Annotated in this window: 18 protein-coding genes and 3 pseudogenes; 20 read left to right on the top strand and 1 reads right to left on the bottom strand. The window is 47.2% G+C overall.

All coding sequences use genetic code 11. The features are described from left to right. Positions 1–2: 2 nt before the first annotated feature. Positions 3–935, top strand: a complete 933-nt coding sequence (locus DXA13_RS05225) for a DUF1848 domain-containing protein (protein ID WP_118242234.1) — start codon at positions 3–5, stop codon at positions 933–935. An 86-nt stretch (positions 936–1,021) separates the two neighbouring features. Here DXA13_RS05225 and pdaA read toward each other — a convergent pair whose 3' ends face one another. After that, positions 1,022–1,915 (bottom strand): delta-lactam-biosynthetic de-N-acetylase, encoded by an 894-nt coding sequence (pdaA, locus tag DXA13_RS05220; protein WP_118242233.1) that lies wholly within the window; start codon positions 1,913–1,915, stop codon positions 1,022–1,024. A gap of 594 nt (positions 1,916–2,509) precedes the next feature. Between pdaA and DXA13_RS05215 the strand changes: the two genes are divergently transcribed. From DXA13_RS05215 to DXA13_RS05125, 19 genes and pseudogenes are all read left to right on the top strand, one after another. After that, on the top strand, positions 2,510–2,758 hold the full coding sequence (locus tag DXA13_RS05215) for a TM1266 family iron-only hydrogenase system putative regulator (RefSeq protein ID WP_118242232.1): 249 nt from the start codon (positions 2,510–2,512) through the stop codon (positions 2,756–2,758). A 74-nt stretch (positions 2,759–2,832) separates the two neighbouring features. Next, positions 2,833–3,929, top strand: a pseudogene (gene hydE, locus DXA13_RS05210) ([FeFe] hydrogenase H-cluster radical SAM maturase HydE). Between the two features lie 59 nt (positions 3,930–3,988). Next, positions 3,989–5,413 (top strand): [FeFe] hydrogenase H-cluster radical SAM maturase HydG, encoded by a 1,425-nt coding sequence (hydG, locus tag DXA13_RS05205; RefSeq protein ID WP_118242231.1) that lies wholly within the window; start codon positions 3,989–3,991, stop codon positions 5,411–5,413. 52 nt (positions 5,414–5,465) lie between these two features. Next, a pseudogene (gene hydF, locus DXA13_RS05200) lies at positions 5,466–6,685 on the top strand ([FeFe] hydrogenase H-cluster maturation GTPase HydF). 74 nt (positions 6,686–6,759) lie between these two features. After that, on the top strand, positions 6,760–7,650 hold the full coding sequence (locus DXA13_RS05195) for a S8 family peptidase (RefSeq protein WP_118242277.1): 891 nt from the start codon (positions 6,760–6,762) through the stop codon (positions 7,648–7,650). 198 nt (positions 7,651–7,848) lie between these two features. Next, positions 7,849–8,778, top strand: a complete 930-nt coding sequence (locus DXA13_RS05190) for a DMT family transporter (protein ID WP_118242230.1) — start codon at positions 7,849–7,851, stop codon at positions 8,776–8,778. 196 nt (positions 8,779–8,974) lie between these two features. After that, positions 8,975–10,048 (top strand): recombinase RecA, encoded by a 1,074-nt coding sequence (recA, locus tag DXA13_RS05185; protein ID WP_118242229.1) that lies wholly within the window; start codon positions 8,975–8,977, stop codon positions 10,046–10,048. Positions 10,049–10,129: 81 nt separating this feature from the next. After that, a complete protein-coding gene (locus tag DXA13_RS05180) occupies positions 10,130–10,720 on the top strand; it encodes a regulatory protein RecX (RefSeq protein WP_243008986.1) in 591 nt (196 codons plus the stop codon). Positions 10,721–10,878: 158 nt separating this feature from the next. Then, positions 10,879–12,392: pseudogene (gene rny, locus DXA13_RS05175) on the top strand (ribonuclease Y). Between the two features lie 277 nt (positions 12,393–12,669). After that, positions 12,670–13,632 carry a glycerophosphoryl diester phosphodiesterase membrane domain-containing protein gene (locus tag DXA13_RS05170; protein ID WP_118242228.1) on the top strand — a complete coding sequence of 321 codons (963 nt, stop codon included), beginning with the start codon at positions 12,670–12,672 and terminating at the stop codon, positions 13,630–13,632. Between the two features lie 100 nt (positions 13,633–13,732). After that, positions 13,733–14,485, top strand: a complete 753-nt coding sequence (locus DXA13_RS05165) for a glycerophosphodiester phosphodiesterase family protein (RefSeq protein ID WP_118242227.1) — start codon at positions 13,733–13,735, stop codon at positions 14,483–14,485. Then, complete coding sequence (locus tag DXA13_RS05160) at positions 14,482–15,843, top strand: glycosyltransferase (RefSeq protein ID WP_118242226.1); 1,362 nt, start codon at positions 14,482–14,484, stop codon at positions 15,841–15,843. The genes DXA13_RS05165 and DXA13_RS05160 overlap by 4 nt, the downstream gene beginning before the upstream one ends. A 135-nt stretch (positions 15,844–15,978) precedes the next feature. Then, positions 15,979–16,848 carry an AraC family transcriptional regulator gene (locus tag DXA13_RS05155; protein WP_118242225.1) on the top strand — a complete coding sequence of 290 codons (870 nt, stop codon included), beginning with the start codon at positions 15,979–15,981 and terminating at the stop codon, positions 16,846–16,848. Further along, positions 16,817–18,880: an ATP-binding domain-containing protein gene (locus tag DXA13_RS05150; protein WP_347559710.1), complete on the top strand. Its 2,064-nt coding sequence runs from the start codon at positions 16,817–16,819 to the stop codon at positions 18,878–18,880. The genes DXA13_RS05155 and DXA13_RS05150 overlap by 32 nt, the downstream gene beginning before the upstream one ends. 179 nt (positions 18,881–19,059) lie before the next feature. Beyond that, positions 19,060–19,413, top strand: coding sequence for an Hpt domain-containing protein (locus DXA13_RS05145; RefSeq protein WP_181995539.1), 354 nt, complete (start codon positions 19,060–19,062; stop codon positions 19,411–19,413). A 27-nt stretch (positions 19,414–19,440) separates the two neighbouring features. Continuing rightward, the gene (locus DXA13_RS05140; protein WP_118242223.1) at positions 19,441–21,513 is read left to right on the top strand and encodes a diguanylate cyclase; all 2,073 of its coding nucleotides are present in this window, start codon (positions 19,441–19,443) and stop codon (positions 21,511–21,513) included. 111 nt (positions 21,514–21,624) lie between these two features. Next, positions 21,625–22,551, top strand: coding sequence for a diguanylate cyclase (locus DXA13_RS05135; RefSeq protein ID WP_118242222.1), 927 nt, complete (start codon positions 21,625–21,627; stop codon positions 22,549–22,551). Then, a complete protein-coding gene (locus DXA13_RS05130) occupies positions 22,548–22,802 on the top strand; it encodes a hypothetical protein (protein WP_147347988.1) in 255 nt (84 codons plus the stop codon). The genes DXA13_RS05135 and DXA13_RS05130 overlap by 4 nt, the downstream gene beginning before the upstream one ends. Then, on the top strand, positions 22,772–23,440 hold the full coding sequence (locus DXA13_RS05125; RefSeq protein ID WP_118242220.1) for an EAL domain-containing protein: 669 nt from the start codon (positions 22,772–22,774) through the stop codon (positions 23,438–23,440). Before DXA13_RS05130 ends, DXA13_RS05125 begins: the two co-directional genes overlap by 31 nt. Positions 23,441–23,450: the final 10 nt, after the last annotated feature.

Below are 23,450 nucleotides of genomic sequence, written 5' to 3'. Positions count from 1 at the left end.
AAATGATTATTAATACAGGAAGCAGGACGGATATACCGGCCTGCTACAGCGAGTGGTTTTATAACAGAATCAGGGAAGGAACGGTGATGGTGAGGAATCCATATTATCCTCAGCAGGTAACGAAATACAGGCTGTCTCCAGACGTGGTAGACTGTCTCATTTTCTGTACGAAAAATCCGGAGCCGATGATCTCCAGACTGGAAGAACTGAACCATTACAGGCAGCTGTGGTTTGTGACAATTACGCCCTATGGAAAGGAAATCGAACCAAATGTACCGGACAAGAACCAGGTGATGGAATCATTCTGCCGCCTTTCAGAAGTGGTGGGAAAGAAAGCCGTCAGGTGGAGGTATGACCCTGTTTTTGTTACGGATCAATATTCTACAGCCTTTCATCTGGAACAATTTGAAAAAATGGCGGAACGTCTCCATGGATATACGAATGGCTGTGTCATCAGTTTTATCGATTTATATGAGAAGACTAAAAAGAATTTTTCAGGAGTGCGGGAGGTTGGGAAAGAAGACCGAATGAAGATGGGAGAAGCATTTGCCCGTATTGGAAAAAAGCATGGAATGACCATCTATTCCTGCTGTGAGGGAACGGAACTGGAACAATTTGGCGTGAACTGCACCGGATGCATGACAAAAGAGGTGATAGAAAGGGCTATCGGAGAACAGCTGTCCGTACCGAAAAAAGGGAAACCGGCCAGAGAAGGATGCAGCTGCCTTCTGGGAGGCGATATCGGGGCGTATAACACGTGCACAAACGGCTGTATTTACTGCTATGCCAACTACGACCAGGAGACGGTAAAAAGGAACAGAAAACTTCATGATAAAAATTCTGCTTTTTTAATCGGCAGAGCGAGGATAGAGGACGAGGTCAGGGAGGCGAAACAGGAATCATGGCTGGATGGGCAGCTGTCTCTGCCGCTATGACATTAGGAAACGATGATTTCCTGGAAAAATGAGGCAGGGCTGGAAGTGCAGCCCTGCGGAGAAAGAAGAGAGATTCAGGCATAGAATTACTGCTGAGCGGAAGCATTTACAAGATCATCCAGCGAGGCGAAATGATAGCCCATTTCTTCCCATTTCGTCAGCAGTTCATCGAGAATCTGTGCATTGGTAGAGGACGTGCTGTGAAGGAGAACGACGGCGCCTGGATGGATTCGCCCCAGAAGCTTTTTAAATGCTTCTTCCTTCGTGGGCTGTTTGTCTTTATACCAGTCTACATATGCCAGGCTCCAGAAAAACGTATGATACCCCATATCGTTGGCCATTTTCAGGTTTTCTTCGCTGTACTTGCCCTGCGGCGGACGATAGTATTTTTTCATCGTTTGCCCCGTCGTCTGCTGATAGAGCGCTTCCAGGTCGTTCAGCTCTTTTTCAAAAGCTTCCCGAGTTGATATTTTCGACATATCGGGATGATGGTATGTATGATTGGCAACGATGTGCCCTTCTGCGGCCATACGCTTTACCAGGTCCGGACTGGTTTCCAGATAATTGCCAACCAGGAAAAAAGTGGCCGGGACGCTGTGCTTTTTTAAGGCATCCAGAATTGCAGCCGTATTTCCATTTTCATATCCTGCGTCAAAGGTGAGATAAATGACCTTATCCTGAGTGTTTTGAACATAATGGGCATTATACTGTTTCAGATAATCGGATGTGGCGTTGCCTACAGGCGGCTGACCTTCTACGGGAAAACTCAATCCCCAGTTGCCGTCCGCAGAGGCAGATACGGTAAGGGAGTTTACGGTCCGGCTGTCTACGAAGCGGGCCGCAACGTTGCCACAGCAGAAAGCAAGTGCAAAAACGGCGCCTGTCCTCAGAATTCTTTTATATGGGAGGCGTCTGGCACAGGAAGCTGCCCGCTGCAAAAGCTGCGTGTTGATTTTAATCTTCTTTAATTTCAGTTTCATAGAAAGAGTCCGTTTCTGATCCTGTTTATTAGAAATATATAGGAGAAAATGAAACTTATGATTGAAATAGTGGAAGATTTTAAAATAGTATGATATGCTGTAATAACAGAAGACAGAGGACAGCTATGTCCCGCTTTTCCCCAGCTGCGAGACCGACATCTTTCAGCAAAGGAAATATATAAGCAGTACCGTACAGGCCCGCGGCAGTTCTGCCGTTTTCCGAAGCCGGACGGTTTGGCAGTTTAACGATCAGGAAATATGACGCTGACACAAAGATGAAAGATCTGAAGTGGAAGGGGCATGGCCGGATGTATTTGGTGCACCCTTTTCCAGGGTGCTTTTTTATTGGAGTCTGCAAAAGGGCGGCTGCACCGATAACAGATTCCGTTCCAGGCGGTGGCCAAGTCACTCCATCTGTTATCGGTGCAGCTGCCAGATGACTCTTACATGACTAATAAAACGCCCAGGTGTGGTTAGAGGCGGTGGCCAAGTCAACTTATTTATTATTGGTGCAGAGGCGGCGCTCGGCGCGGGAGTTTGCCTCGGTGCTGCGGACTTATTCGTAACTTTATTTAACAGACGAGGAGGTACGTTATGGATTCGAGAGTTGCTTTGATTGGAATTGTAGTGGAAAAGGAAGGGTCGGTGGAAGCTTTGAATAAGATTCTTCATGAGTATGGAAAATATATTATAGGCAGAATGGGTATTCCGTATCCGAAGAGAAACATAAATATTATCAGCATAGCGGTGGATGCACCTTCCGATGTAATCAGCGCCCTTTCGGGGAAACTGGGGATGTTGGACGGGGTGAGCTCGAAAGCCGTTTATTCCAAGCTCACCTGACAGAATTTACATAAATAAGTCTGACCGGATAACCGAACGGCATTGGGGAAGAAACATCTACAGTAATTCAAGACATGGAAACATTTAGAAAGGTTGAACACATGACAGAAATACAGGCAATAGACAGGATCAGCCGTCTGGAGGGGGGCGGTGAGCTGACACAGACGGAGTGGAAAGAACTGTTTGAATATTGGAATGAGAAGCGGGGCCATAAGGTTTTGGATTTTGCTTCGTCCAGGGCCAGGAAGGTTTGTGACGATGTCTTCGGCAAGAAGGTATATATCCGCGGACTCATTGAATTCACCAGCTACTGCAGAAATGACTGCTATTACTGCGGGCTCAGAAAGAGCAACCATGAGGCAGAGCGGTACAGGCTGGACAGAAAACGATTCTGGACTGCTGCAGAATAGGGTATCGCCTTGGATTCCGTACCTTTGTCCTGCAGGGAGGAGAGGACGCCTATTTTACAAAGGCCAGGCTCAGCGATGTGATCGGGAGAATCAGGAGAGAGTTTCCGGACTGTGCCATTACTCTGTCGGTTGGGGAGCGTGACTTTCAGACGTATCAGGCGTGGTTTGAAGCGGGAGCCGACAGGTATCTGCTGCGACACGAAACGGCGGATGCAGATCATTACAGGATTCTTCATCCGGAACAGCTAAGCCTGAGCAAGCGCAGGGAATGTCTGGAGAATCTTAAAAAGATCGGATATCAGACAGGCTGCGGCATAATGGTGGGATCACCGGGGCAGACAGCCGACTGCCTCGCAGAAGATATGGTTTTTATGAAGAGGCTGAATCCGGAAATGGTGGGTATCGGGCCGTTTATTCCGCAGCATGCAACGCCGTTTGCAGAGGAAAAACAGGGAACACTGGAGGATACGCTGTTTCTGCTGGCCCTGATTCGCCTCATGCTGCCCAAGGTCCTCCTGCCGTCCACAACGGCTTTGGGCACAATCCATCCTGATGGCCGGGAACTTGGTATTTTAAGTGGAGCAAACGTGGTAATGCCCAACCTGTCACCGGCGGGAGTGAGGGAAAAATATCTGCTGTACGATAACAAAATCTGCACGGGAGACGAAGCTGCCGAGGCGCTGGACTCGCTCAGAAAACGTATGAGAGCGATCGGATATGAGATTGCAGTCGGCCGTGGAGATTCACCATATATCAAATAAAACAAACAAAGATCTGAAGGGAAAGGGAAAGCCTGACCCCAAGCAGAAAGGAGAAAATTATGTACAAGTACGACCCATCATCATCAAAAGCGGAGGAATTTATCAACCATGAGGAAATCCTCGAAACTCTGGAATATGCCCAGGAGAACAGGCATAATGAGGAACTGATCGATGAAATACTGGAAAAGGCAAGATTGAGGAAAGGGCTTACCCACAGAGAAGCCTCCGTATTGCTGGCCTGTGATCTCAAAGAAAAGAATGAGGAGATCTATTCCCTGGCAGAGCAGATCAAAAAAGATTTTTATGGTAACAGAATTGTTATGTTTGCACCGCTGTATCTGTCCAATTACTGTATAAACGGCTGCGTATACTGTCCGTATCATCTGAAAAACAAGCACATTGCCAGGAAGAAACTCACACAGGAAGAGGTCAGAAGAGAAGTAATCGCCCTTCAGGATATGGGGCATAAACGGCTGGCCCTGGAGACAGGGGAAGACCCGGTCAACAATCCGATTGAATATGTCCTGGAATGTATCAATACCATCTATGGAATCAAGCATAAAAACGGCGCAATCCGCCGGGTAAATGTGAACATCGCAGCAACAACCGTGGAAAACTATAAAAAATTAAAGGATGCCGGCATCGGTACATATATCCTGTTCCAGGAGACGTATCATAAAGAAAGCTATGAAAAACTTCATCCGACAGGGCCAAAACATGATTATGCATATCATACGGAAGCGATGGACAGAGCTCAGATGGGTGGAATCGACGATGTGGGAATCGGCGTGCTGTTCGGGCTGGAGATGTACCGGTACGAATTTGCGGGTCTTCTTATGCACGCAGAGCACCTGGAGGCCGTGTTTGGAGTCGGCCCCCATACGATCAGCGTACCCAGAATCAAACGGGCGGACGATATCGACCCATCCACATTTGACAATGGGATCGACGACGACATATTTGCCAAACTGGTAGCCTGTATCCGGGTATCCGTCCCATACACAGGAATGATTATTTCCACAAGAGAGAGCCAGAAGTGCAGGGAGAAGGTCCTTCATCTGGGAGTGTCCCAGATCAGCGGCGCCTCTAGGACAAGCGTAGGCGGATATGCAGAACAGGAGCCGGAAGAGGACAATTCCGCACAGTTTGACGTCAGCGACAACAGGACGCTTGATGAAGTAGTGCGCTGGCTGATGGACCTTGGATATATTCCAAGCTTCTGCACGGCCTGCTACAGGGAAGGCAGGACAGGAGACCGGTTCATGAGCCTTTGCAAGAGCGGTCAGATTCAGAACTGCTGCCACCCGAATGCGCTGATGACTCTGAAGGAATATCTGATGGATTACGCCTCTCCGGAAACGAGAGCGATGGGGGAAGAGATGATTATGAAGGAGATAGAAAATATACCGAAGGAAAAGGTGAGAGAGATTGTCCTAAAAAATCTGACAGAGATCGAAAAAGGCAACAGGGATTTCCGATTCTGATTCATGATAAACAGAGGAGTCAAAACAGACAGAGTACAAGGAGGTATCAGAAATGGGAATGAATCAGACACCTTCAGGAGAACGGCTTCATATCGGATTTTTCGGCAAAAGAAATGCGGGCAAGTCCAGCATTGTAAATGCAGTCACAGGCCAGAATCTGGCGATTGTTTCGGAGGTAAAGGGAACGACGACAGATCCCGTATACAAATCCATGGAACTGCTTCCTCTGGGACCGGTTATGATCATCGATACGCCGGGGCTGGATGACGAAGGGGAACTGGGACAATTGAGAATCGGAAAGACACGGCAGGTCATCAATAAAACGGATATCGGGATTATTGTTGCGGACGGAAGAGAAGGGAAAGGACGTCAGGAAGAGAAACTGATGGAAGTATTCCGCAGAAAGAAAATCCCCTTTCTAACCGTGTACAATAAGAAAGACCTATGCGGCGGTTTTGGCGGCTGTCAGTACGGCAGGCCGTGCAGCCGTGATGACGATAAGGCCCTTTGGGTGAGCGCGGCGACAGGAGAAGGAATCCAGGAACTGAAGGAGGCCATAGGAAGGCTGAGAGAAAGGGAGAATGACCGCCACCTTGTGGCAGATCTGCTTCAGCCGTCGGATACGGTGATTCTGGTCGTTCCAGTGGATAAGGCGGCACCGAAGGGCCGTCTGATCCTTCCGCAGCAGCAGACGATACGCGATATTCTGGACAGTCAGGCGGTAGCGATTGTCTGTAAGGAAGATGAATTGGGGAACACGCTGGAATTAATGAAAAAGAAGCCGAAGCTTGTGATCACGGACAGCCAGGTGTTCCAGCAGGTAGACAGGATGACGCCTCCGGATATCCTCATGACATCGTTTTCCGTCCTGTTTGCCAGATATAAAGGAGATTTGTGGCAGACTGTAGAGGGAGCGAAAGCCCTGGAAGCCATAGAGGACGGCGATCAAATACTGATCTCGGAGGGTTGTACCCATCATCGGCAGTGTGGAGATATCGGTACATACAAACTGCCTGCCTGATAAGGAGATATACGGGAAAGGAACCGGAGTTCTCTTTTACTTCCGGAACAGAGTTTCCGGAAGATGTGAGGGGATTTTCTCTTATTATCCATTGCGGCGGCTGTATGCTGACAGAGAGGGAGATGAAGTACCGCCTTGGCATGGCCGCAGACCAGAAAGTTCCGATAACGAATTATGGAATTGCCATTGCGTACATGAATGGAATTCTGGAACGGAGCCTGAAGCCGCTGACATTTTCAAAAAACAGTTGAAAAGGGTCGGGAAATCATTTGAGCATTTCGAATGTCCTGTGAATACCTTAATAAAAAAGGGTAAAGGGATTTTCGTGAATCAGGCAAGAAAGATTATTCGTTGTGAGGAAGCCTGGAAAATGGGGTATACCGGAAAGAATGTGGGCGTTGCCATCCTCGATACCGGTATTTTCTCTCACAGAGATTTTGATAATAGAATTATTGCATTTGCAGATTTTGTACAGAAACGGGCAATGCCTTATGATGACAATGGACATGGAACACATATATCGGCGATAATCGGAGGAAATGGCTGCGACTCGGAAGGACGCTACTGCGGCGTCGCGCCAGGCTGCAATATCATTTCCGTAAAGGTTCTTGATTCCAGAGGAAACGGCTACGCGTCAGATGTGCTGGCCGGACTGCGGTGGATCCGCAGCCACAAAGAGATGTACGGAATCAGGATTGTAAATATTTCTGTTGGTTCCTATACGAGAAAGTGGATGGGAGAAAATTCGGCCCTGGTAAAGGGAGTGAATGCAGCGTGGGACGACGGGCTTGTGGTGGTTGTGGCAGCAGGGAACAACGGGCCTGGCAGCATGACGATTACGACTCCGGGAATCAGCAGAAAGGTCATTACAGTGGGATGCTCTGATGATTATAAAGAAGTAAATGTAATGGGGAGCCGCATGGTGGATTATTCAGGGAGAGGGCCTACAGGGTCCTGCGTCCTGAAGCCTGACATTGTGGCTCCCGGTTCTGCTATTGTAAGCTGTTCCAACAGGCCGGGGCGTTATCAGATGAAGAGCGGAACTTCGATGTCTACGCCTCTCGTATCCGGCGCGCTGGCTCTGCTGCTGGAAAAATATCCGGAAATGACGAATAAGGATGTGAAACTGCTGATCAGAGAGCGGGCCGTAGATATGGGCCTTCCGCATACACAGCAGGGGTGGGGCCTGCTCGATACGGCCCGTCTCCTGGAATAAAAAGGTTGATTTCCAGAACGATAAAAGATATATTAAATATTGCAGAAACGCAGCTGTTCCGAACGTACGGAACAGCTGGGCGGAAAGGAAGAGAGGGGAGCTTTTGCTGACAATCTGGCTTGAGGCGCTCCCCTTTCTTTTAAGTGGATAAAGAACAGAAATAAATGAGCAGGTACGGACGAAAGGCGGAAGAAGCATATGGGAAAAGAAAATGGGATGGACAGTACGGCACGGGTGGCATTTCTTGCCATGATCTGCTGTGCTTTTTGGGGAAGCGCATTTCCGTGTATAAAAATTGGATATCAGCTGTTTGAGATTGCCGGAGAAGATGTGGCGGCTCAGATCCTTTTTGCAGGGCTGAGATTTGCGCTGGCTGGTCTGCTGACCGTTTTGATTGCAAGTGCCATGAACAAAAAGATCGTCGTTCCGAAAAAGAGTTCATGGGGGATGGTCTTTACCCTCTGTGCGTTTCAGACAGTGATTCAATATCTGTTTTTCTATATCGGACTGGCTCATGCTTCCGGTGTAAAATCATCAATTATTACAGGGTCAAATGTCTTCTTGTCCATATTGATTGCCTGCTTTATATTCCGCCAGGAAAAGATGACGGGGAAAAAGCTGGCCGGCTGTATCCTGGGATTTTCCGGCGTCGTTCTGGTGAACTGGAATCCGGGAGCGATGGGGAGCGGAATGAGGTGGAACGGAGAAGGCTTTATTTTCCTGGCGGCCGTTTCTTATGCAATGTCATCTGTTCTGATTAAGGATTATTCTGCGAAAGAAAATCCCATGGTACTCAGTGGATATCAGTTTATGGCCGGCGGCGTGATCATGGCAGTCTGTGGATTTGCTCTGGGCGGCCGCCTTACGGTTGTAACGGCTTCTGGCATGGCTATGCTGTTCTATCTGGGCGTCGTGTCCGCTGTGGCCTATTCCCTGTGGGCCGTTCTGCTCAAGCACAACACGGTTTCTCGAGTGACGGTGTTCGGATTTATGAATCCGGTCTTCGGTGTCATCCTGTCCGCCCTCCTGCTGGGAGAAAATGACCAGGCGTTCGGCATCAAAACCATTTGTGCCCTGATTCTCGTATGCTCAGGCATATTTATTGTAAATAAAAGGAAAACAGTTTAACGGGAGAAATGGATTTACAACGATTTCCTGCGCTGATATAATACAGGTATCCGGCTCTTACCCTATGACCTGCCGGACAGAAGTTATGCCCCAGTCCCGGAAGGTAAAAACAGAACAGATTTTCGATTAATCTATTGACTTTTTCCGGCGCCTATATTATTATAAATAAAGAACATTTGTTCGCGTGGAGGATAAGATGAATAAGGATGATAAATTAAAGGCATTGGATGCCGCACTTACAAAGATTGAGAAGGATTTTGGCAAAGGCTCCGTTATGAAACTGGGCGATGCCAGTAAGGATATGAACATTGAGACGATTCCTACCGGTTCCCTGAGCCTGGATATCGCTCTTGGTCTTGGCGGCGTTCCGAAGGGCAGGATTGTTGAGGTCTACGGCCCGGAATCCAGTGGTAAGACGACGGTTGCCCTCCATATGGTGGCAGAAGCGCAGAAGAGAGGCGGCATTGCAGGCTTCATCGATGCAGAGCATGCCCTTGACCCAGTATACGCAAGAAATATCGGTGTAGACATCGACAACTTATATATATCACAGCCGGATAACGGTGAACAGGCTCTGGAGATTACGGAGACCATGGTTCGTTCCGGGGCGGTGGACATCATTATCGTTGACTCCGTTGCAGCCCTGGTTCCGAAAGCGGAAATCGACGGCGACATGGGAGATTCACACGTTGGCCTTCACGCTAGGCTGATGTCACAGGCACTCAGAAAATTGACTGCGGCGATCAGCAGGTCCAACTGTATCGTTATTTTTATCAACCAGCTTCGTGAGAAGGTCGGTGTTATGTTTGGTAATCCGGAGACGACAACAGGCGGACGAGCTCTGAAGTTTTATGCCTCTGTCCGTATGGACGTACGCCGGACAGAGACTTTGAAGCAGGGCGGAGAGATGATCGGCAACCATGTGCGCGTTAAGGTTGTTAAGAACAAGATAGCACCGCCATTTAAAGAAGCGGAATTCGACATCATGTTCGGAAAGGGGATTTCCAAAGAAGGGGATATCCTCGATCTGGCTGCTAAGGAAGATATCATCGAGAAAAGCGGTGCATGGTATGCATACCAGGGAGCCAAGATCGGCCAGGGCCGTGAGAATGCCAAGATCTATCTCAGAGAACATCCGGAGATTTGTGATGAGGTAGAACAGAAAGTCAGAGCAAAATACGGTCTGCCTGGTACAGAAGCAGCGGGAACGACGGCTGCTCCTGAGAAGAAAGCCGCCGGTTCAGATGAACAGCAGGCAGAGAAAGAATGAATTGAGAGAGGTATTATATGACAGTGGTTTCAATAACCCCCGTCGATAAAAGAAGGTGCAAAGTCCTGCTGGAAGAGGGCTTTGCACTTATTTTATACAGGGGAGAGATTAAAAAAATACGGGATCGAGGAACAGGGAGATATTTCGGAAGAATGTGTTCAGGAGATCATCAGGGACGTGCTCTGTAAACGGGCCAGAGAACGTGTGCTGAATCTGCTGAAGAATGCGGATAAGACGGAGCAGCAGATCAGGAGAAAGCTGAAAGACGGAGGGTATCCCCAGGAGGCCGTAGAATACGCGGTATCGTTTGTGAAAGAGCATCACTATATAGATGACAGGGAGTATGCAAAACGGTATGCGGAGTGTGCTGCCGGAAGGAAGAGCCGGAAACAGATCGCTTATGACCTGCGCCAGAAGGGAATCGACGGAGAAGTGATTTCACAGGTGCTCGAGGGTACGGGAATTGACGAAGAAAGTCAGATTGCAGAAATATTGAAGAAGAGAGGCTTTGGAGGAAAAGACAGTACCGGAAGAAACGGCGGTAAAAATGGACTGGAAGCCAGAAAAGAATTTCAGAAGACGGCGGCATATCTCTGCAGAAAAGGATTTTCCTGGGAGGTAATCCGCAGGGTGATGGGGGAAATAAGTGAAGATTCAGGCGAATTTTACTGAAATTTAAGAAAATTTAACCAAGAAGCGATTGAATCCCGGCAATATACTTGACAGCATGCATAAAAAAGTTTAAAATTAAAATGTTGTATTACCGTACAATGAAAACTAAATAAGGAGGTGCTCCTGTGTCATCAATAATAATAACTGCATTGATTACAATGATTATCGTAGCTCCTATTACCTGGACATTCGCAGTTGCTTACCGCAAGAAGACGTATGAAAGCAAAATCGGCAGTGCGGAGGAAAAATCCAGGGAAATAATAGATGAAGCATTGAAAACTGCAGAGACGAAGAAGCGAGAAGCTCTCCTTGAAGCGAAGGAAGAGTCTTTAAAGACTAAGAATGAGCTTGAAAAGGAAACGAAAGAAAGAAGAGCAGAACTTCAGCGTTATGAACGACGTGTATTGAGCAAGGAAGAAAACTTGGACAAGAAGTCCGAAGCAATGGAAAAACGGGAAGCCAGCCTGGCAGCCCGGGAGGAAACCCTATCTAAGAAGAATGCAGAAGTAGAAGCGCTGTATGAGAAAGGGATACAGGAACTGGAGAAAATTTCCGGCCTTACCTCCGAACAGGCAAAAGAATATCTTTTAAAATCTGTAGAAGAAGATGTCAAACATGACACCGCAAAGTTAATTAAGGAACTCGAAAGCAAAGCCAAAGAAGAAGCTGACAAGAAAGCAAAAGATTATGTGGTGACAGCGATTCAGAGATGTGCCGCTGATCATGTTGCGGAGACAACCGTTTCCGTTGTCCAGCTCCCGAATGATGAGATGAAGGGTCGAATCATTGGAAGAGAGGGACGCAATATCCGTACATTGGAGACAATGACCGGCGTTGAGTTGATTATCGACGACACTCCGGAAGCAGTAGTACTGTCAGGATTTGATCCGATTCGAAGAGAAGTTGCAAGAATCGCATTAGAGCGTTTGATTGTGGACGGTCGTATTCATCCGGCCAGAATCGAAGAGATGGTAGAAAAAGCACAAAAAGAAGTTGAGACGAACATGAGGGAAGAAGGAGAGGCGGCGACCTTGGAGGTCGGAGTCCATGGAATCCATCCGGAATTAGTCAAACTTCTAGGCAAGATGAAATTCAGAACGAGCTACGGGCAGAATGCATTGAAACATTCCATCGAAGTTGCTCAGCTGTCAGGTCTTCTGGCTGCTGAAATCGGTGTAGACGTCCGTATGGCCAAACGTGCCGGTTTATTACATGACATTGGTAAGTCCATCGACCATGAGATGGAAGGTTCTCATATTCAGCTGGGCGTTGAACTGTGTAGAAAGTATAAAGAGTCTGCAACAGTAATTAACGCTGTAGAATCCCATCACGGCGATGTTGAGCCACAGAGCCTGATTGCATGTATTGTCCAGGCAGCCGATACGATCTCAGCTGCAAGACAGGTGCAAGAAGAGAGACTCTGGAAACATATACAAACAGATTAAAACAATTAGAAGATATTACGAATTCCTTTAAGGGAGTAGACAAGTCTTTTGCCATCCAGGCAGGCAGAGAAGTTAGAATTATGGTAGTGCCGGAACAGATAACAGACGATGGTATGGTGCTTCTGGCAAGAGATGTTTCAAAGAAGATTGAAACAGAGCTGGAGTACCCTGGCCAGATCAAGGTCAACGTGATCCGCGAATCGAGAGTGACGGATTACGCGAAATAATTGTTCGAAGTGAAAACGAAATGCCCTAAAACCGTATGAATATTGAATTATTACGGTTTTGGGGCATTTTTTAATTTCTTGCGACTTCTTACAAATTGAAGATTATCTGAACATGTTTCCATGACCACTACGATAGGGATTTTTGTGCGTAAAACGCATGAAGAAAAAACTTGGCCGGCTCTGGCATTTGGAATATTGGAACATAGAATGAAACCGTTCTTCTCTGCACATAATAAGGGCATTCTATAGAAAAATAACCGCTGTTGGATGAAGAAATATGAAAAAGTTTTGGATGAGTCTCATGCTGATCTGCAAAAATTGGGTCACTCTGCTATATTTTGAAATGATATATAAAATATTCGGATATACGGTTGTATTTGCATGTGCCCAATATTTGCTGAGCCTTTTGCCTGGCTTGGCAGGTGTAGATTATATTGGACAGGAAAATATAGACGCGGTATTGAAAACTCCGATGGCTGTGCTGCTGGGAACAGGAATTCTGATCCTGGCAGCTTTGTATGTGGTCTACGAAATTGCCGCATTTCTTCTGCTCGCCGCAAAAGGGTGGCACAATGAACGGATTTCCCTGTTTCAACTGGGATGGCAGGCAGCCCTTATGACGGTAAAGCTTATCAGACCAGCAGGAATTGGGGTCTTCCTCATGATTCCGATTCTGATGTTTTCCGTGTTTTCACCTGTCAGCAGGTATTTAAGAACCATACGCTTTCCGGAGTTTATACTGGAGTATATAAAGGAAAATACCGTTCTGTACGGCATATATCTTCTGCTCATTGTGTTATTTCACATGTTGCTGCTTCTGTATATATTCGGTCTTCCGGCCATGCTGTTTTCCGGCCGCTCCTTTAAACGTTCCTGGCATGACAGCGTCAGCCTGCTTCACGGAAGAAGGCTGCGGACTGCCGTTTGTGTGGTGCTGCAGGTTGCAGCGTTTATTCTGCTCTATTTATTAGTGACCGCCCTTTCTGTTTGGGGACTGGGGATCTATATAAAACTGCATTATGACGGGATCGCGGGTGTTCGGGCGTTCCAGCTGCAACTTACCGGCGGACTGAGGATTGCGGAAGTTATAGGCAGTACTATGACGGCAGCTTTTTTATGCGCATTGATTGTCGTAATCTACCACTGTTACAGGGGGGATATCCGGGAAAAAACGCAGAAAAACAGAAAGAGAAGAGGCATGGTCAGAGCATGCCTTCAGCTTATGAGCGTATTTGCCTGATCATTCTGTTGGGGATTTTCAGCGAGACGGAGATGGGAGGAAGAATTTTCCCTGAGCAAATTACTGTCCCAATGATTATCGCTCATCGGGCGGAGCAGCCATGGCCCCCGAAAATACAAGGATGGCTTTGGTAAATGCTGTGGCTGACGGAGCAGATGCGGCGGAAATTGATGTCCAGCAGCTGGGAGACGGGACGCTGGTCGTTATGCATGATACAAACTTTAAACGGACGGCCGGTGTGGACATGGATGTCTGGGAGGCAGATAAGCAAGCGATTACGGGGATGAATGCAGCTTATTATTTCAAACAGGGCATACTGGAAGAACCGGTTCCTGTTCTGGAAGATATGTTGCAGGAAGCAGACGGAAAAATCAGGCTGATGATAGAACTGAAAGCGAATGACCATGAAAGCGAACTGGAACAGGCAGTCGTCCATTCCATCCGCCGGTACGGCATGGAAAAACAATGTATGATTGCTTCCATGGACCTGGATATTTTGAGGCGGGTGAAAATGATCGCTCCTGAAATGGAAACCGTGTATATTTCAGCGCTTCTGATCACAGACAGGTACGACCTGGATTTTGTGGACGGATACAGCGTGGAGACCACATCCCTGTCCGCAGGAATGGCTCTTCAGGCTCATTTTCAGGGAAAGAAAATATATGGCTGGACCGCAAATTCCGGTTATTCCATTAAAAAGATTTTACGCTGCGGGGCGGATGGACTTATCACCGATAATCAGCTGCTGGCGCGTTATTATGCAGATCAATATGGAAAAAGCCTTTTGATTGAGGAGATTACAGAGCTGTTCTATGGAAAATATAATTCGCAGATGGGAGTTGGACAGGGATGAAGGAAAAGAATACTGTTTGTTTGATGAACGATTCGTTTCCGCCGATTATAGACGGAGTGGCAAATGCCGTGGTAAACTATTGCATATACTATCAGAAGAATTTTGGCAGTGCAGTTGCAGCTGTTCCATATCATCCGGATGCCGTGGATGAGGCATTTCCGTTTCCTGTTATCCGATACAGGAGCTATGATACGACGCGCCTTGTAAGGTACAGGGCCGGATATCCATTTTCTGTAGAGGCGATAAAACAGCTGAAGGCAAAAGATCCGGATTTGATACACAGCCACTGCCCGTTTATGTCCACATTCCTGGCGCGCACACTACGGGAGTTAAATGGAGCCCCTATCGTTTTCACCTACCATACGAAGTTCGATATCGATATTGCCAAGACGGTTCCTTCCAGGACGCTGCAGGAACAGGCGGTAAAGATGGTGGTAAATAACATAAAAGCATGCGACGAGGTATGGGCGGTCAGCAGAGGGGCGGGAGAAAACCTGCGTTCAATGGGATATGATGGAGATTATATCATTATGGAAAATGGGGTGGATTTTCCAAGAGGGAGAGTACCGGAAGAGACCGTTCAGGCTGCCGTGCATCAGTTTGACCTGCCGGAACAACTTCCCGTTTATCTTTTTATAGGACGCATGATGTGGTATAAAGGGCTGAAACTTATTTTTGACAGTCTTCATCGTGTCCTCGAAGAAGGGAAAGACTTTCGGATGGTTTTGATCGGCGACGGATCGGACCGACCTGATATGGAAGCATATGCGGCAGAATGCGGCCTGTCAGCCAAATGCTTATTTCTGGGGGAGATCAGAGACAGAGAACTGCTTCGTGCATGGTACTGCCGCGCTGATTTGTTTTTATTTCCATCCAGCTATGATACGAATGGTCTGGTGGTCCGCGAAGCAGCAGCATGCGGACTTGCCAGCGTTCTGATAGCGGGCAGCTGCGCGGCGGAAGGCGTGAAAGACGGTGTCAATGGCTTTCTGTGCGAAGAACATGACGAGGCTCTGGCAGCATTGATCAGCAGTTTGTGGGAAAGGCGGCCTGCTGTGAAACAGGCGGGAATCCATGCCATGAATCAGCTTTATCTGTCATGGGAAGAAAGCGTGTCCCGAGCGGCAGAACGGTATGAGATCATCCTGGAAAGGGCGGCTTCGGGAGAACTGGATCATCAGAGGCGTCTGTCTGACAGCCTGCTTCACACTGCCTCAAATATGATAGAGGGAGTGGAACGCCTACGTGAAATACGGGAATTATCGAAAGAGGAGCTGCATGCCATGTATGTGTGGCAGAAATCCCATCTGGGCCGTTTTGCAGATGGGATATGGGAAAAACTGAATAATATCATCTGAGAAAGAGACGTCCCGTTCCTGCAGCCATGAATCTGTATGGAAACGAGGCGTCTTCCTCAGTTCAGCAAGATTGATTAAAACAAATGGTTTCCTGACAGATATAATAATGACTTAGCAAAAGGAGGTGGTATTCGCATGCGCTATATTGATGAAGTATCTTCGGCAATTGAATTTATAGAGGCGAATCTTGAGAAGAAACTGGATCTGGATATGGTTTCAACAGCCGTCCATTATTCCAAATATCATCTTCACCGCGTGTTTTCCAGTACGGTGGGGATGACCATGCATGAATATATACAGCGCAGGCAGCTGACGGAAGCGGCAAAGCTGCTGGTCTTTTCTTCCAGGCCGATTATCGACATCGCCCTGTTGTCAGGTTATGAAAGTCAGCAGGCATTTACGAATGTTTTTACTGCAATGTATAAACTGTCGCCGAGCAAATACAGAGAAAGTGAAAAATTTTACCCTCTTCAGCTGAAATTTAATCTGGAAGGGAGCTATGATATGCTGAATGGTAAGGATGAGATTCTATGGGAGATCAGGTTTGCGAACGAAGAGGACATTCCATGCTGGATGGAATTGGTCCGGCTTGTGATCGACGGATTTCCTCATTTATATGAAGAAGAGTATATCGCTGTTCTGAAGCAGAAGATGAACACGAAACAAGCATTAATTTTAAAAGATGGTCAGACGGCTGTAGGAATTCTGCTCTTTTCATATGACCAGGGAAGTATTGACTTTATGGGCTGCCATCCGCTTTACAGAAAAATGGGGATTCCAAGAGCTTTTCTGAACAAGGTGATGAGAGAGCTGCTGAAGGGAAAGGATATTACAATTACTACATACAGGGAAGGCGATAAGGCAGACACCGGGCAGCGCAGAGAAATCAAAGGCCTGGGATTTGCCGAAGAAGAGCTGCTGACAGAGTATGGATATCCTACCCAGAGATTTATTCTGCGTCAGGAGGAATGTGATGATGAAAGAAGATCAGAATACCCGGGATAATCTGTTTTCTGAGGAAGCCGAACATCTGGCGGCTATCGGCATGTTGCTGGAAGAGGCCCTGAAGAAAGCAAAAGAGGACGTCCAAAAGATCAATAAGGAATATATGGATTCGAAAAGATATATGGCGGAATACCGCGGTGAAATCGATCCCCATGAGATGTTTCAGAATGAACTTCTCCTGAAACAGACGGACAGAACAGGAGCGATCTCCACAGAAATCAGAGACAGGATTGCAAGGATGAAGGAATCTCCCTACTTTGCCAGGATTGATTTCCGGGAAAATGACAGTGAGGAGGCGGAATCCTATTATATCGGCCCATTTTCATTCAGACATAAAAATGAGCTGCTGATTTTCGACTGGAGGGCCCCCGTAGCAGGAATGTTTTATGATTTTGAACCGGGACCAGCCGGTTTTGAAGCTCCTTGCGGCAGAATCGATGGCGAACTCACGAAAAAGAGGCAGTTTAAGATCAGAGACGGGGTGATGGAATATGCTCTGGAAAGCACTTCTAACATACAGGACGATGTGCTGCAGAGGGAACTGAGCCATACGTCAGATGAAAAGATGAAATCCATTATTTCTACGATACAGAAAGAGCAGAATCGGATTATCAGAAATGAAAAGGCGGAAACCATGATTATTCAGGGAGTTGCAGGATCAGGAAAAACGTCTGTTGCGCTGCATAGAATCGCCTACCTGCTCTACCGCTTTAAAAACAGGCTGAGCGCAGGAAATGTAGCGATCCTGTCTCCGAATAAAGTGTTCGGAAGCTACATATCCAATGTCATCCCCGAGCTGGGTGAGGAGCCAATATATGAACTGAGCGCAGCAGACATTGCTAAGATCCAGCTGGAGGGTACGGCGGAGTTTGAGAGAGAGAAGGATCCTCTGGAAAGTGCCGATGAAACATGGGCAAAACGCGTCTGTTTTAAATCCTCTATGAAATTTGCAGCACTTCTGAATGAATATATCAGACGGATGCCAGATGAAATATTTCAGCCGGAAGACATTTCTTGCGGCCGTTTAAATGCCGGAAAAGAGTGGATATGGCAGCGGTACCAGGCCCTCGAAAAATACCCGGTAAGGCGCAGGCTGGCAATGATTGCAGACGATATCTATGACCGTTTTGAGGCTGAAAATATTATGGATGAGGAACTGCCCGGCATGGCTTTTATAAGGAAAAGCCTGGCTGCAATGCTTACGGTGAAGACGCCGCTGGCCCTTTATAAAGATTTTTATGTAAAAAACGGGGTGATCGAAATGTTCCGTATGCCTGCCGGAAAAACCCTGGAATGGGAAGACGTCTATCCCTTCCTTTATGTTCTCCATGCTTACGAGGGGCTCAAACAGAGTAAAATCACAAAACTGCTCGTTATTGATGAAATGCAGGACTATACGCCTGTGCAATATATGGTGTTCAATCTGATATTTCCCTGTCCCAAGACGATCCTGGGGGATTTCGGACAGATCATCAGCCCAAATCACCGCTGCACGCTGGATGATATAAAACGGATCTATCAGGGGGCAGAGTTCGTGCAACTGAATAAAAGCTACCGATCTACATTTGAAATTATTACGTTTGCAGACCGCATACAGAATGCAGTGACGCTGGAGGCGGTGAAACGCCATGGAGAAAAGCCGCAAATCATAGCCTGCACAGATGAAACCGATGAAATACACCGAATGAAAGAGGCAATATCTACATTTGAAACAGGAGGAAATGTTTCTCTTGGAATAATTTTGAAAACCGATCGGGAGGCAAAGGTGATGTACGCCATCCTCTCCAAAGAATACAGCGTAAATCTGATCACGCCGAAAAGCACGGAATTCAGAAACGGAGTGACGGTCACCTCCATTCGAATGGCAAAGGGGCTGGAATTCGATGAAGTGATGATTCCTCATGCAGACAGCCTGACTTACGCGACGGAATACGACCGAAGCCTGCTTTATATTGCATGTACGCGCGCCATGCACAAATTAACAATTTTATATTCCGGTATACTTACAACATTGATCGATAGACGCCGGTAATCAAAATAACCGTTCGGAAACGGACATATGGAGAATACCATATGGAAGGGGAAGAACGGTTATTTTTTCGCGTAAGCTTCAGGATACCGCTGTCGCTTTTTGCCAAAAACAAGTTGTTTAATTTCCTGTATTCAGATATAATAGAACCAGTATATGATGTGATCAGGGAGGCGGTAAATATGAATCTGAGAGAATGTTATGAGGCTGCCGGAGCGGATTATGATGACGTGATCCGCCGGTTTGGGAAAGAAGAGCGCGTCGATAAATTTTTAAAGATGTTTCTGAACGACCCCACATACGACATGCTTTGCAGAGCCATGGCGGAAGGCAGTTATGAAGAGGCATTCCGTGCAGCTCATACGATGAAGGGGATATGCATGAATTTCAGCCTTAACGGCCTGCTGAATGCATGTTCCAGGCTGACAGAGAGCCTGCGATCCGGTTCCCCAGATGACAATACAGAATTTCTTTATGAAGAGACAAAAAGGAATTATCTGAAAACGACCGCGGCCATTCGGGAGCACTTGAAGTAAAGACCGGAACCGAATGGGAGGTGTGGAATGGAACAGAAATATCAGATTCTCATCGTGGATGATGCAGAAATAAACCGTTCCATGCTGGCGGATATGCTGACGGATCAGTATTCGATTCTGGAAGCATCCAACGGTGTGGAGGCAATATCAATTTTAGAAAAGCAGCACTCCAAAATTTCGCTCGTCTTACTGGATATCATGATGCCGGAGATGAATGGTTTTGAAGTGCTGTCTATTATGGGCAAAAGTGAGTGGTTGGGCAGTGTGCCCGTAATTATGATCTCAGCCGAAACGTCGTCTTCCTATATTGACCGGGCCTACGATCTGGGAGCCACGGATTTTATCAGCAGGCCGTTTGATGAAAAGACAGTGCAGCGCCGTGTAAAAAATACGATTATGCTCTACGCCAAACAGAAGATGCTGGAAGGCATGGTGACGGAGCAGATATTGGAAAAAGAACGGAATAACTTCCTGATGGTTGAGATTCTGTCGAATATTGTGGAGTTCCGTAATGGCGAAAGCGGCCTTCACGTGCTTCATATCCGCACCATTACGGAGCTGCTGCTCAGACATCTCGTTCGGATGACTGACAAGTATCCTTTGACGGCCTCGCAGATTGCTCTTATCGTCAACGCATCGGCTCTTCATGATATTGGAAAGATATCGATTCCGGAGAATATTCTGAATAAGCCGGGCAGGCTGACTCCGGAAGAGTTTGAAATAATGAAAACACACAGCGCGATCGGGGCGCAGATTCTGGAGAATGCTCCATACAGGCAGAAGGAAGAACTCGTGCACATAGCTCACGACATATGCCGCTGGCATCACGAGCGGTATGACGGACTGGGGTATCCGGATGGCCTGAAGGGAGAAGAAATTCCAATTGCAGCACAGGTGGTCGCTTTAGCAGACGTATATGACGCCCTGACGAATGAACGTGTCTATAAACCGGCATATTCTCATGAATCTGCAATGCGAATGATTCTGAATGGTGAATGCGGCAGTTTTAACCCGATTCTGCGCCAGTGCCTGATTGAAGTAGGGCCTCGTATTGCAGAAGAGATGGAATGCAGTTCGCCGGAACAGATTTCTGCGGATGAGATTTCCGATATATCCACACAGCTTTTAAGCAGTGGAAAGGCATCCAGCAGAACGCTGGCTCTTCTGGAGCAGGAGCGCACGAAGTACCAGTTTTTTGCGTCCATGTCAAAGGAGATTCAGTATGAATACAATAAGGGCACGGACCTTCTCACGCTGTCCGACTGGGGAGCTGCTCAGCTGGGACTCACCGAGGTGATTACCCATCCTCTCAGCAACGCGGAACTGCAGAAGGTCGTCAGCTTTGAAGATCTGAACGATCTGGCTTCCAGACTGAAGAAAGCCGGGCCTGACAATCCGATTGTGCATGCAACGTATGCTCTGAACATCCAGGGAGAGCCGCGATGGTATAAAGCGGTGGCGCGTCCTCTGTGGGTGGGGGAAGAGCATTCGGTCATGACTGGAGCGATCGGAAAATTTTCAGATATCCATGAAGAACGCCTTCAGCTGGAGGCATTGAAAAAGCGGGCGGAACAGGATTCTCTGACGAAGCTGCACAACCATATGTCGGCCAGGGAGCTGATCGAAAATACGCTGGTACGGGGACGTGCTGGGAAGTGCGCCCTGATCTTATTCGATCTGGATCTGTTTAAAAATGCAAACGACCAGTACGGCCACATGTTTGGAGATGCGGTGCTGAAGGACGTGGCAGAACGGATTGTCCGCAATATACGGAAGGAAGACATCGCAGCCAGAATCGGCGGGGATGAATTTCTGATCTTTACGAAGTATCAAAGCAATGTGGAAGCCATTGTAAAGCGGCTGTTTCATGCGATCAGCGGGGAATATGCAGGCTTTGAAATATCACTCAGTATGGGCGTATCGATTTGCCCCAAGGATGGGAAAAATTATGAGATTCTCTTCCACAGAGCAGATCAGGCCCTGTATGCTGCCAAAAAACAGGGGAAGAGGCAGTATTGTTTCTATAATCCTGCCGTAAAAGGCACATTATCCGTACTTTCACCGATGGAAAGTGATCTGGAGAATTCCGTTGATTCATGAAAAATGACCGCGGAATAGAAGATATCAGGGTATGGAAAAGGAATGACGGGAGCGGAGGCGTAGTCTCTGATTTCGGGATTTCCCGGTAAGGGGTGTAGAAAAGGGGTTAACATGAGAAAAAAGAATGATTTTTTTGTCTATACCTGTATGTGGATCGCAGCAGTGGCTGTACTGATGGCACTTTTAATGCAGAATATGGGGGATGCCAGAATTGTGAACTACAGCGGAATTGTCCGCGGTGCGACACAAAAGCTGGTGAAGGAAGAACTGAATGGGCAGCAGAATGATGCACTGATTGGACAGCTGGATGGAATTATAGAAAATCTCCGGACCGGAAAAGGGGAATTTGACCTCAGGATGAACAGCGACTGGGAATACCAGCAGCGTTTGGCGAATCTGAAACACATATGGGAGCGGATAAAGAAAGAGATATATGAGGTACGCGAGGGAAAGGACTCTTCAGCTCTCCTATATGAACTGAGTGAAGAACACTTTAACGAGGCGGACAAGATGGTCCTGCGTGCGGAGCAGAGCTCGGAGAATAAACTGATCCGGTTTATTGTCATTTACGGGGCTGTTCTTGTACTCTCCGTCTGTATCTTCAATGTATTTAACGACAGAAGCCGCAAAGCGCTGGAAGCCAGCATTTTTACGGATAATTTGACAGGCATGCTGAACAAGGCCGGATTTGAGGCCCGTGCTGCCGGTCTGCTGCGCCAGCATACGGAAAACAGATATGCGCTCATTGAACTGGATATCGATGATTTCAAATTCCTCAATAACAGCTACGGTTATGAAATGGGCGATAAAATGCTGCGGGCTTTGGCGGACGGGCTGATGAAGAAATACCATACGGATCAGCTGTGCGCCCGTATTTCCGCAGATGATTTTGTTGTTCTGGCGAAACAGGAGCAGGGGATCATCGATGAACTGCATGCGGTTCTTTCTGAAATTATCCATCAGGAGCTCTTGCCAATATTTCTGAAATTATTACCTTTACAGTGGGCGGGTATGAGATTCCGGAAAATGGAGAGGTGATTCCGTCCGTACTGGACAAGGCCAACATGGCCCATAAAGAGGCGAAAATGCTTGGCAAGTCCATGACGGTCTGGTATAACGAAAAATTGCTTGAAAAGCTGAAGATAGAAAACAACCTGAAAAACAGGATGCGTAAGGCTTTGGAAAATGGTGAATTTGAGATGTTTCTCCAGCCGAAGATCAGGCTGGCTGATATGCAAATGCACAGCGCCGAGCTCTCGTGCGCTGGAGGATTCCGGAATACGGGCTGATCGCTCCGGATCATTTTATACCGCTGTTTGAACGCAATGGTTCGATTGCCGATATTGACTTCTATATGATGGAAAAGGCATGTGAATTTATCAGGTATCATATCGATACATATGGAAAAGAATTTTGCATTTCTGTGAATTTCTCCAGGGTTACTTTGTATCAGCAGCGGTTTTATCCAACGGTTATGGAACTGGTGGAACGGTTCCGAATTCCTCACCACTGTATCGAAATGGAGGTAACAGAGAGTGCGTTTAACGGGATATCGGAAGTGATGGTAAATAAAATTACCCGTCTTCAGGAGGACGGTTTTTTGATATCCATGGATGATTTCGGTTCAGGATACTCCAGTCTGAATCTTCTGGACATGCTGCCGATTCAGGTGCTGAAACTGGATCGCGGATTCCTCAGGGAATACGGGGTTACGGAAAAGGCTAAAAACGTAATCAGCTGCGTGGTGGAACTGGCTCATACGCTGGATATACAGGTAGTATGCGAAGGGATTGAGACGATGGAGCACCTTAAACTGCTCCAAAAGATCGGATGTGATTATGGACAGGGCTTTTATTTTTCCAAGCCGATCCCACAGGATGAATTTATACGGAAATATAAAGAAAAAGGGTGCTGCAAAAACGAATAAAGCATTGCCG

The organism is Clostridium sp. AM58-1XD (assembly GCF_003464085.1).
Lineage (GTDB): Bacteria > Bacillota > Clostridia > Lachnospirales > Lachnospiraceae > Lachnoclostridium_A.
This window is presented reverse-complemented; position numbering and strand designations above follow the sequence as displayed.